An 11,426-nucleotide genomic window follows, 5' to 3' on the forward strand; every position below is an offset into this window, starting at 1 on the left:
ACTCAGTTCGCCGTCCCTGCGGGGCCTTGGACAGTGCGTTCCGCTGTTGCAAACCTTCAGTCAGGCAAGGCTCCGGCCAACACATCGAGGCGCTCGACAACAACAGTGGGGGACCATTCCCAGTCATCGAAGGGTATCGCTGCCGAGCGCTGCACCCAGGCAGCCTGCCAGCCGGCAGAACGGGCACCGAGCACATCAAAGGGATTGGACGACACCAGCCAGGTTGCATCGGAGCGGGCGCCGGTGCGTTGCAGAAAATGGGCATAAACAGCCGGATCGGGCTTGAAGCGTTCGATCTCATCGACACTGACTGTGCCTTCGAAAGCAGCCGACAGACCAGCGCCAGCCAATAAGGTCGCTACCGCTGCAGCCTGGCCGTTGGAGAATGCCCAGAGTCGATGTCCGGCGTCGCTCAATTGGCGCAGCGCCGGAGCAACATCGGCAAAGGCGGGTAAGCGACCATAGCTGTCGAGTAATTGCTGACGCTGTTTATCGGTCAGGCTGCAGCGGTGAAACGCCAGAGCGTAATCCAGCGCCTGAGCGGTACAGGCAGAAAAGGGTTGGTAGCGGCCCATCAGGCCACGTCGGAAGGCGTACTCGAGTTGTTTGTCACGCCAACTGCGGCTGACTTCAGCGGCGGCACTGCCGACCATCGTCGACAGTTCCGCTTCCACGCCCCGGGTATCGATCAATGTTCCGTAGATGTCGAACGCCAGCGTCAGTTGCATCGCTCAGTCCTCGCACCTAATGGAGGGCTCAGCTTCGGTCAGCCCCAGCCTTCGGTCAACTCTTTGAGGAACTCGATAAACAGTCGGGTTTTGGCACTGAGCATGCGTCGGCTGGTGTAGACCGCCGACGCCTTAGCTGGCGCATCCAGGGCGTATTCACGACCGACTTCCACCAACTGACCGGCGTCGATCATATCGCCGCAGTAGATGCGCGGCAGCAAGCCAATGCCGGTGCCAGCAGCGACGGTATCGCGCACCATAATCGGGTCGATGGTTTCGATGGAGGCGTCGATCTCGGCTTTTTGCTTCTCGCCGTGATGGCGGATCAACAGGGGCGTGCGGTTGTAGCGTCGTTCACAGACTTTCACTTCCGCCAGCAAGTCTTCCAGGCTGTCGAAACGATGATTGGCTGCGAAAGTTTTCGGATTGGCCACCCACACCAGCGGTGTTTCGAACAGCGGCACGGCAATCAGTTCCGAATCCGGCAGATCGCCCACCTGAACCGCCAGATCGATGTGATCGCCAATCAGATCCACCGTCGTCGGCGTGACCTGAATGTTCAGCTGAATTTCCGGATACTGCTCATGAAAACGATTCAGATGACCGCCGAGAATGTGTCGGCTGAACGCCATCGGCAGCGACACCGTCAGCTCGCCACTGGGGGTATGCGTCAGACCGTTCATCTGGGCGTCGGCGACTTCGATCTGTTCCATGATCAGTTGGCAATGCTTGTAGAAGATTTCACCTTCACTGGTCATGCGCATCTGGCGGGAATTACGTTCCAGCAGACGCACCTGGAGGTCGTCTTCGAGCCGCTGGATAAAACGGCTGACACTCGATTTGGGCATGCGCAAGGCTCGAGCAGCAGCGGATATGCCTTCGCGTTCAACCACAGCAACGAAGACGGGCAGATCGGCAATGTTCCACTTCACGAACGAAACGTCCTATTGTTATAGGTTGTTCCAGATTGTGCCCTTAACTAGGCTCATTGTCACCCCATTCCGGCGCAGGGCAGTCTTGCACGCCCTAAAATAATGCCAACGCAAAATGCACCGGAAACGAATATCTGTAGGATCACTCGATAGAAGTGACCACACTCAAGAGGTGAGACTGATGAACCGCGAAGACCGTGAATACATGGACATTCCTGGCACCTATGTCATGGATGGCCGGCACTGCCGTCAGGGCTATCACCTGAACATGTTCTGTATGTCACTGAACAAAGCAGAAAACCGGGAGGCGTTCCGCAAAGACGAAGCGGCCTATCTGGATAACTTCAAGCTGACCCCCGAACAACGCCAAGCTGTGCTGGAACGCGACTGGCTGGGCCTGCTGCAGTTGGGCGGCAACATCTACTACACCTTCAAACTCGCCATCTTCGACGGCCACTCCATGCAGTATGTCGGCGGACAAATGAGCGGTGTGAGCGAAGAAGAATTCGCACAAATGATGTTGGGCGGCGGGCGTTCCGTCGAAGGCAATCGCAGCAAGCAAGCACAGGAGCGCTAAACCATGGCTAGAATTACCACGGGCATCGGCTCGTCACACGTCCCGGCCATCGGCGCCGCCATCGACAACGGCAAGACCCAAAACGATTACTGGAAACCCCTGTTCGACGGCTATCAGCCGGTGCGCGACTGGCTCAAAAAGAACAAGCCGGACGTCGCCATCGTGGTCTACAACGACCACGCCTCAGCCTTCGGCCTGAATCTGATCCCGACCTTCACCTTAGGTGTCGCGGAATCGTTCAACCCGGCCGACGAAGGCTACGGCCCACGCAAAGTGCCGGTCGCTCAGGGCGAACCGGACCTGGCCTGGCATCTGGCCGAATCGCTGATTCTCGATGAATTCGATATGACCATCGCCAACGAAATGGACATCGACCACGGCTGCACCGTGCCGCTGTCGATCGCCTTCGGCGAGCCGGAAGAGTGGCCGTGCAAAATCATTCCGCTGTGCGTCAACGTCATTCAATATCCGCCACCCACCGGTAAGCGCTGCTACGATCTGGGCGTGGCGATCCGCAAGGCCGTCGAAGCCTATGGTGAAGACCTCAATGTCGCCATCTTCGGCACCGGCGGTATGTCACACCAGCTGCAGGGCGAGCGCGCCGGCCTGGTCAACGAAGAATTCGACCGTGCCTTCCTGCGCGACCTGACCGCCGATGTGCCCAGCCTGGTCAAGAAACCGCATGTCGAATACATGCGCGAAGCCGGCTCCGAAGGCATCGAACTGGTGATGTGGCTGATTATGCGCGGCGCGCTGGGTGACGCCGCCAAGGAAACCTACAGTTTCTATCACGTGCCGGCGTCCAACACCGGCGCTGGTATTATTCTGCTGGAAGACCAATAAGCGTCCGGCGAAAAAAAACGGGGCCTGCTGGCCCTGACTAATAACGCAACTCATAACCTAATTAATAACAACACAACACTACCGACTTATTTGGAGCGGACCATGATCATCGATTGCCACGGTCACTACACCACAGCCCCGGGCGAACTGGGCGAATACCGCGATCGTCAGCGCGCGGAATTGAAAGACGACCCCAACTTTCGCACCGCCAAAGGCACGCTGAACATCAGCGACGACCAGATCCGTGAGAGCATCGAAAACAACCAGTTGAAACTGCAACGCGAACGCGGCACCGACCTCACCATCTTCTCGCCGCGCGCCAGCTGGATGGGCCACGACCTGGGCAATGAAAGCACCAGCATCGCCTGGACCGAACACTGCAACGATTTGATCAAACGCGTCTGCGATCTGTTCCCGCAGAATTTCGCGCCGGTTGCCCAGTTGCCGCAAAGCCCGGGGGTTACGCCCGAGGCCTGCGTCGCAGAGCTAGAGCGCACCGTCGAGCAGATGGGCTTTATCGGCTGCAACCTGAACCCCGATCCGTCCGGCGGTTTCTGGAAAGACAAGCCGCTGTACGACAAGTTCTGGTATCCGATTTACGAGAAGATGGTGGAGCTGAACATCCCGGCGATGATTCACGTCAGCGGTTCCTGCCACGAAAGCTTTGACACCACCTCGTCTTACTATCTCAGCGCCGACACCACTGCGTTCGTGCACATGATGAAGTCCGACCTGTTCAAAGACTTCCCGGATTTGAAATTCATCATTCCTCATGGCGGCGGCGCAGTGCCTTACCACTGGGGTCGTTTCCGTGGCATCAGTGAAGACAAAGGCTGGGGCGATCTGGAAGAGCGCGTACTGAACAACATCTATTTCGACACCTGCGTCTACCACCAGGAAGGCATCGACCTGTTGCTGGATGTGATTCCGACCAAGAATATTCTGTTCGCTTCAGAAATGATCGGCGCGGTCCGCGGCATCGACCCGCGCACCGGCAACTACTACGACGACACCAAGCGTTATATCGATGGCAACACCAAGCTGAGCGTCGCCGAGAAGAAAATGATTTTTGAAGACAATGCCCGCGCGGTATTCCCACGCCTGAAAGTTTAGTCGCCATAATGATCGCGCCAGACCGGCGCGGTCATCAAAGACACTGCTTTCCCATCTTGTGTTGTGCTTTACCCGCCTTGTTGGCGGGTTTTTTTATGCCATTGCTATAACTGTTTACCTCAAACAGCCAGTCACATTTACCATTCAGGTTCCAGTCAAATAAATGGCAAATAAACATTTTCAACTTAACAAGAGATCACCAGTCGTCAACCGATTGACGATCATAAAATTAACTTAGAAATTTTTGTTTTTCGAAATCCCGTCTAAACCATTGTCGACAAAAATATTTTTCTGATTCGCTAAAAATATTGTCACTTCCATCAATGAAATAGATTTGCAATTAATTAAATTATTTTCCAGCCTGAACTTGTTCCACCCCAAACTAGACATTGCAATTCTGCTTAAGGATTCAACTAACGAAGGAGAGTTTGATGAGAATTCTACTGTTGTCCCTTATTTTATTATGGACCACTTCAATCCAGGCACTTGCCGAAACACCAATTAAAGCAGGTGACATTGATATCATCATCAGTCCAATCGGCTACGAATCTGCCGGCATTCGGTATGCTCATTCCGACGAGTTAGCCTTCTATGCAAAGTTGGATGAGTTCGATCTGCTTACCGATAAACTTGATGAATACAGCGTGGGTGATGATAGATACGAAGACTACAGCACCATCGAGGATCCCAATTTTGGGTTCAGCCTGGGAGGCCAATATTTTATCAATGATGGTGTCTATCTGGCAGCTAAGGCTGGTTACTATACCTACCGCGGCACCGAAGAGTATGAAAACGATGCCGTCGATGAACGAACTTTTTTGGGGTATCACGGCAGTGCCATTATTGGTTTTGAAGAATCTCTTGGAGAACGAATTGCCATTCATTCAGAAATAGAATTTCAGTTTGGCAACAGAGAGATAGAAGATGTCGAGAGAGATAGCAATGGCGATCTGACATCTGGTACCAAAACCAGTCGATTCTACGAAGAAACCTTTTTTACGCTCGGTCTAAGCTATACCTTGAACTAAGTGCATTTCATTCGAGTGCCATAAAAAATTAAGTGGTACTCGAATGAATCAGATCTCTGCATCCGCCGGTTAACAACACCTAATTTTTTGTTTGTTACTACCACCGCATCAAATTTCACCGTTCCCGAATTAATTGGCTACCTTACTTGTTATGCCAACCTTGCCAATAAGGCAGCCCGCAACGTCGCTACCCAGCTTGGACCAGTGTCACTCAGCCGATGCCATAAATAGAGATTACGCTGACCAAAGTCGGCGTCGACATCGAGCACGGTCAGACCGTAGTCGGCGGCGACGCGCTGCGTCAGGCGCTGCGGCATCAGGCTGAGATGGCGGCCTTCACTGAGAATATTCAGACAGATCACCGCATCGCCGGACAGCGCGATGGGCGTGTTCAACCGATGAATGCCCGCCGCCTGCAACCTTTCCACCGGCGATTCCTCAAAGCGGGCGTAGGTACCCATATTGATCCAGTCGCGATCTTCCAGATCGGCTACCTGCAAAGAACCACGGCCGGCCAATGGATGATGCTCAGCGGCGACCACGACCAGGCGGTCTTCGAGCAGCAGCTCGCAATCCAGTTCCTGAGTGGGCGACTGTACTCGCGGTGCGATCACCAGATCGAGCGCATCGTCGTGCATCTGCTCAAACAATCGATAGGGCGTATCCACGCGTATCTGCAACGACAACTCGGCATGAGTGCTGACCAGATCCTGAGCCACCTTGTTCATGACGTTGTTGGCGAACAACGGCCCGACGCCGATGCGCAGCTCGCGTTTCAGTCCCAGACCATGCCGCGTCGCAGCCTGTTCCGCCACCCAGACCGCCCGCGCAATGCTGCGTCCTTCGCGCGCCAGCGCCGCGCCCAGCGAGGTCTGACGCACGCCGTGCCGACTGCGCGCAAACAGACTGCCGCCGGCCTGCATCTCCAGCGTTTGAATATTGCGAGTCAGTGTCGACTGCGTCAGGTTGAGCCGGCTGGCGGCGGCGCGAATCGAGCCGCTGTCTATAATGGCGGCCAAATGGACCAGGTGCTTGGGTTCCATGGCAAGGGCCCCCGTTATATGCATTTTTGTTGGTTTGGGTCGCTAAAATTGCATTATACGAAGGTCTGCGCTCAAGGCACACTGAGTTGACCTAAAGAGTCTCTCTAATAAATCCAATAATACGAGGTGATCATGAAAACCTTCTTCCAGTCCCTCTGCGTGGGCCTGGCGCTGACGCTGTGCGCCGGTCTGAGCCAAGCTGAAAACCTGCAAATGGACGCCGGCGGCTCAGCTTCCGTTACCGGCATCCTGCCGCAAACCTTTGCTCAATACGCCAACCGTGAAGGCATTTCCCTACAAGTCGTGCTCGGCCAGACGCTGACCCGCTCGGTAATGATGCTCGGCGCCGGCCGCCTCGATACCTCGGTCGTGCCGCCACCGGCCTTTAACGCCATGCGCCGCGGTGTCGGTCCTTACGCCAGCAACGCCGACCAGGCCAAACAACTGTCCGCCAATGTGCGCGCCATCACCGGCCTGCCCGGTTCCACCTATCACGCTATCACCTGGGCCGATGACGGCATCGACAGCTGGGATGACCTGCGCGGCAAGCGCGTCTATGTCGGCCCTCCGGCCGGAGCCGCCAATATGCAGATCATGGGCATGATTGAAGTCGCGTCCGGCCTGACCGAAGCCGACTACGATGCCGTGCGCGCACCCTGGGGTGCAGCAGTACAGGGTTTTCAGGACGGCCAATATGACGTTCTGGTAATTTCCGCTCCGGTCGGTCAGCAATCCATCAACGAGATGAGCCTGCAACGCTCCATCCGCATTCTCGGCATTCCTGAAGAGAAGATCGGTACCGCGGACTGGGACGCCTATACCGAAGCGGCCGCCATGAACACCACCACCATTCCGGCCGGTACTTACCAGGGTCAGGTAAATGGCGATGAAGACCTGGTCACCGCCTCCAACATCATGTTTATGGGCACCCACACTGGCCTCGATGAGGACGTCGCCTACCGCCTGGCCAAGGCCTACTGGGACAACATCGACGAGCTCAAGGCGTCTAACGCTCTGCTGCGCAGTGTGAGCACCGACAACCCCTTCGCTGGCGTCAATGCGCCGCTGCATCCAGGCGCGCTGCGTTACTACCGCGAGCACAACATCGCCGTACCCGACGCTCTGTTACCGCCTGCCAACTAAAAAACCCAGAACTTAGAACTATGACCTTGGGGCGAGCCCGGCTCGCCTCGGGAGGATTCCATGCTGACTTCCTGGATGACCGATCCGCGCCTGCGCCGACTCATGTTGGTGTTGGGTGGAATGCTGGCCCTGGCCGGCCTGATCAACGTAATGCCCGGCTACGACTTCGTGCCCCGGCTCGGGCCTTTTGCCGTCGAATGGTTTCGCCCGACCTTCTTCAGCCTTTGCGTCGCCATCGCCGTGGTTTATGGCTGGCGCGCCCGTTTGGCGAACGGACAAAGCATTGGCACCGGCCGACTGCTACTCGATCTGGCATTAATCGGGATCACCCTTTACTGCAGCCTGCGCTATTTCGTAGTGGCCCGGGAGATGATGTTTTCCATCGTCTTTTTCGATGGCTGGGACACCAGCGTGGCGCTTGCGGCTGTCGCTATTGCCACCCTCATCTGCTGGCGGCTGTGGGGGGCGCCTATTGCCATTATCGGCCTGCTGGCATTGAGCTATCTGGCCACCGGTCAATACTGGCCCGGCGTTTTGCAAACCGCTGGCGGTAATGTGCTGGATCGGCTGGCGTCGAACCTCTGGTTCGGCAGTGATAACGGCGTGCTCGGCTCCATCTTCGGGATTATTTTGTCCACCGTTCTGCCCTTTATCGTGCTCGGCGCGGTGCTTGATGGCTGCGGCGCCGGCCAGTCGATGATTCGTATTTCCTTTGCGCTGATGCAGCGTTTTCGCGGCGGTCCGGCCTACGCCGCCATTCTGGCTTCGGGCTTGTTTGGTACGGTGTCCGGCAGCGCCGTCGCCAACGTGGTCGGCACTGGTGTGGTGACCATTCCGATGATCAAAAAGCGGGGATTTCACGGCGATTTCGCCGGTGGACTGGAATCCTCCGCTTCGGCCGGCGGGCAGATACTGCCACCGATCATGGGCGCGGCAGCACTGGTGATGGCCGATTATGTGGGTGTGACCTATCTGACCGTGATACTGGCAGTGCTGATACCGGCGCTGGCCTATTACGCCAGCCTGTTTCTGGCGGTCTATTTCGAGGCGCGCAAGCTGGGTTTAACGGCCAGCGAAGAAGCCGCTGCCGAGCCGGTGTTGCGTCAGGACTGGATTAACCTGCTGCTGATCATCGCGCCGCTGGCGATGATCGTCTGGCTGCTGGTGCGTGGTCTGTCACCGGCCGGCGCGTCGATCAGCGCCATCTTTATGCTGCTGCCGCTGAGCCTGCTTAACCCGGCCATTCGCCGTAAGCCGATACAGCTGCTGTCTGCCATCGCTGAAGGTGGCGTCACGGTGGCGCGTTTGTCGATGGCCATCGCCGTGGTCGGCATTATTGTCGCCACCCTGGCGGCGACCGGCATTCCCACCACCTTCGCGGTGCTGCTGTCCGATGCGTCCAGCTATTCGCTGCTGGCGGCTTTGTTGATCACCGCTGCCGGCAGCATCGTACTGGGTATGGGTATGCCGACCTTGCCGGCCTACATCGCCATCATCGCGGTCATGGGGCCGACCTTGCAGGCCTTCGGCATGAGCCTGCTGACGGCGCATATGTTTGTCTTCTTCTTCGGCGTCGCCTCGGTGATTACTCCGCCGGTCGCCATTGCCGCCTACGCCGCCGCTTCCATTTCCGGCGGCACGCCGATGGCGACGGCCATAGCCAGTACGCGTATCTCGGCGGTGATGTTCCTGATTCCCTTCGCCTTCGCCTACAACCCGCTGATGCTGAGCGTGGCCGAAGCCGGCGCCGAGTTCAGCTTCGCTGGCTATGCCTGGCTGCTGGTGCAACTGGCCGCAGCGCTCTATCTGATTGCGTCCAGCCTGGCGCGCTTCGACCGGCGCGCTCTGCATCCGCTGGAAAGTCTGCTGCGCTTCGGCCTGGCATTGGCGCTGTTAACGCCCTACCTGGCGATCAGTATGGCGGCTTTGCTGTGCGGTCTGGCGCTGCTGACGTTCCACTGGCTGCGCCACCCAGCGTTGGCAGCCACTGTCTTGCAGGAGTCCTGAGCGATGACTTCAACGGTTAAGAACAGCCTCTTTATCATGATCGATCAACTGCGCTGGGATGCGTTGTCGTGCTATGGCGGTGTGATCGATACGCCCAATATCGATCGCCTGGCGCAACGTGGCCTGCGTTTTACCAACGCCTACACCCAGGGTACCAGCTGCGGTAATTCCCGGGCGTCGTTTTACACCGGCCGCCACGTGCGCTCGCACGGCGCCACCTGGAACGACTGGCCGTTCAGTCTGGATGAGTGGACGCTGGCCGACTATCTGGGCGCGCTGGACCGGCGCGTGGTGTTGCTCGGCAAAACCCATATGAAACCGGACCGCGACGGCATGGCGCGGCTGAACATCAGCGCAGATTCCGCTCTGGGTAAGCAGCTCAGCAACGCCGGTTTTGTCGAAGGCGAGCACGATGACGGTCTCCACCCCGAAGGCCCGGCCGGCAAGTATTCGGCGGTCGAGCCACGCTACAACGACTATCTGCGTAACCAGGGTTTCGATGGTGACAACCCCTGGCTGGAATGGGCCAATGCCGCCGATGGCGACAACGGCGAACGACTGTCGGGCTTCTTTCTGGCCAACGCCCACCGGCCGGCACGCATCCCCAAAGAACACTCAGAAACCGCCTATCTGACCGACCGGGTGATCGACACCATCGACGCCCTGGGCGACCAACCCTGGTGTCTGCACGCTTCTTATATCAAACCGCACTGGCCCTACCTGGCGCCGGATCCGTATCACCAGTTGTATCGCGATATCGAGCTGCCGGCAGCGGTGCGCAGCGAGGCCGAACGCGCCGATCCGCATCCGATCTATCGCGCCTTTATGGAACTGGGCGTCAGCCGCACCCTGGCCGATCCGGCCAAGCGGGCTCACGTGCTGCCGGCTTACTATGGTTTGGTCAAAGAAGTCGACGACCACATCGGCCGGCTGCTCGATCACCTCGACGCCAAAGGCCTGAGCAACGATACGCTGATCGTCTTCACCGCCGACCACGGCGATTATCTCGGTGATCACTGGCTGGGCGAGAAAGATCTGTTCCATCAGCCGTCGGTCAAACTGCCGCTGATCATCGCCGACCCAAGAACGGAAGCCGACGCCAGCCGAGGCAGCCAATGCGCTGCGCTGGTGGGCGCCATCGACGTACTGCCGACGCTGATCGAAAGCGCGGGCGGCACCGTTGCCGAACACCGCATTGAAGGCCGCTCGCTGCAACCCTGGCTGCATAATCAAGCCAGCGCTTTCGAGCGCGACTTCATCATCAGCGAAGACGATTACGGCCGCCTGCCGGTGGCCAAACAGCTGGGCGTTGATGCACTGGACGCGCGCATGACGATGATCTTCGATGGCCGTCACAAACTGGTGCATTGCCCGGGTTTCGCCGATCTGCTGTACGACCTGCACGATGATCCGCACGAACTGGTCGACCTCGGCCGCGATCCGGCCCGCAGCGGTGTCCGCCGCGAGTTACGTGACCGCTTGCTCGACTGGGGCGCGACCTTGCGCAACCGCACGGCCGTCAGCCGCGAACAGGAAAGAGCGGCCAATGGTCTGTCGCGGCGCCAGGGCATTCTGATCGGTTTCTGGGAACGCGACGACGTCCCGGAAGAACAACGCCCGCCGCGTTCCATCGGCGTGATCTGAAACGCTCCATTGCCAACCTGCTGTCCACTCATCCAGCGCCACAGGTTGGCTTTTCCTTCTGCCCCACATCACCTCTCCAATCCCGCCAGCAAAACACACCAATCCGATTATTTTTTTATAAGTAACCACATAGTTATATTTGTCAGGAATGAAGATTCAGCTGTCAGCAAGAAAGCGATCATTCCAGTGCTGGCAGCAAGCTACTGAATCCAAAGAGAATTTTCCCAATACAGCGATTTTTCCTGACGATTATTGAAGTTCAGGCTCCACCATCCAACTTCGTCTAGAGAGCCAGCAACCATTTTGACAGCAGCAAATCCCGTTGTTAGCTTAAAAGTAACCATATAGTTAATAAAAATAAAAAAGGT

10 protein-coding genes are annotated in these 11,426 nt (G+C 57.4%); 7 read left to right on the forward strand and 3 right to left on the reverse strand.

Annotation, left to right across the window (positions count from 1 at the left end):
* Window positions 1-56 precede the first annotated feature (56 nt).
* Together ACXAE6_RS04325 and ACXAE6_RS04330 are read right to left on the reverse strand one after the other, a co-directional pair.
* Window positions 57-728, reverse strand: coding sequence for a haloacid dehalogenase type II (locus ACXAE6_RS04325; RefSeq protein ID WP_475144984.1), 672 nt, complete (start codon window positions 726-728; stop codon window positions 57-59).
* A gap of 38 nt (window positions 729-766) precedes the next feature.
* Complete coding sequence (locus tag ACXAE6_RS04330) at window positions 767-1,660, reverse strand: LysR family transcriptional regulator (RefSeq protein ID WP_475144986.1); 894 nt, start codon at window positions 1,658-1,660, stop codon at window positions 767-769.
* Window positions 1,661-1,841: 181 nt separating this feature from the next.
* Between ACXAE6_RS04330 and ligA the strand changes: the two genes are divergently transcribed.
* The 4 genes from ligA to ACXAE6_RS04350 all read left to right on the forward strand — a co-directional run bounded on the left by ligA (window position 1,842) and on the right by ACXAE6_RS04350 (window position 5,221).
* On the forward strand, window positions 1,842-2,237 hold the full coding sequence (ligA, locus tag ACXAE6_RS04335) for a protocatechuate 4,5-dioxygenase subunit alpha (RefSeq protein ID WP_475144988.1): 396 nt from the start codon (window positions 1,842-1,844) through the stop codon (window positions 2,235-2,237).
* Window positions 2,238-2,240: 3 nt separating this feature from the next.
* On the forward strand, window positions 2,241-3,080 hold the full coding sequence (locus ACXAE6_RS04340) for a class III extradiol dioxygenase subunit beta (protein ID WP_475144989.1): 840 nt from the start codon (window positions 2,241-2,243) through the stop codon (window positions 3,078-3,080).
* A gap of 102 nt (window positions 3,081-3,182) precedes the next feature.
* Window positions 3,183-4,193, forward strand: a complete 1,011-nt coding sequence (locus ACXAE6_RS04345) for an amidohydrolase family protein (protein WP_475144991.1) — start codon at window positions 3,183-3,185, stop codon at window positions 4,191-4,193.
* Window positions 4,194-4,624: 431 nt separating this feature from the next.
* Window positions 4,625-5,221 carry a hypothetical protein gene (locus ACXAE6_RS04350; RefSeq protein ID WP_475144992.1) on the forward strand — a complete coding sequence of 199 codons (597 nt, stop codon included), beginning with the start codon at window positions 4,625-4,627 and terminating at the stop codon, window positions 5,219-5,221.
* A gap of 149 nt (window positions 5,222-5,370) precedes the next feature.
* Here ACXAE6_RS04350 and ACXAE6_RS04355 read toward each other — a convergent pair whose 3' ends face one another.
* On the reverse strand, window positions 5,371-6,264 hold the full coding sequence (locus ACXAE6_RS04355) for a LysR family transcriptional regulator (protein ID WP_475144994.1): 894 nt from the start codon (window positions 6,262-6,264) through the stop codon (window positions 5,371-5,373).
* Between the two features lie 132 nt (window positions 6,265-6,396).
* Here ACXAE6_RS04355 and ACXAE6_RS04360 point away from each other — a divergent pair, with 132 nt between their 5' ends.
* The 3 genes from ACXAE6_RS04360 to ACXAE6_RS04370 are packed head-to-tail and all read left to right on the forward strand — an operon-like array spanning window position 6,397 to window position 11,058.
* Complete coding sequence (locus ACXAE6_RS04360) at window positions 6,397-7,407, forward strand: TAXI family TRAP transporter solute-binding subunit (protein WP_475144998.1); 1,011 nt, start codon at window positions 6,397-6,399, stop codon at window positions 7,405-7,407.
* Between the two features lie 60 nt (window positions 7,408-7,467).
* Window positions 7,468-9,414 carry a TRAP transporter permease gene (locus ACXAE6_RS04365; RefSeq protein ID WP_475145000.1) on the forward strand — a complete coding sequence of 649 codons (1,947 nt, stop codon included), beginning with the start codon at window positions 7,468-7,470 and terminating at the stop codon, window positions 9,412-9,414.
* Window positions 9,415-9,417: 3 nt separating this feature from the next.
* Window positions 9,418-11,058 (forward strand): sulfatase-like hydrolase/transferase, encoded by a 1,641-nt coding sequence (locus ACXAE6_RS04370; RefSeq protein WP_475145002.1) that lies wholly within the window; start codon window positions 9,418-9,420, stop codon window positions 11,056-11,058.
* The last annotated feature ends 368 nt before the right edge of the window (window positions 11,059-11,426 follow it).

The organism is Saccharospirillum sp. ABV4_185 (assembly GCF_056159245.1).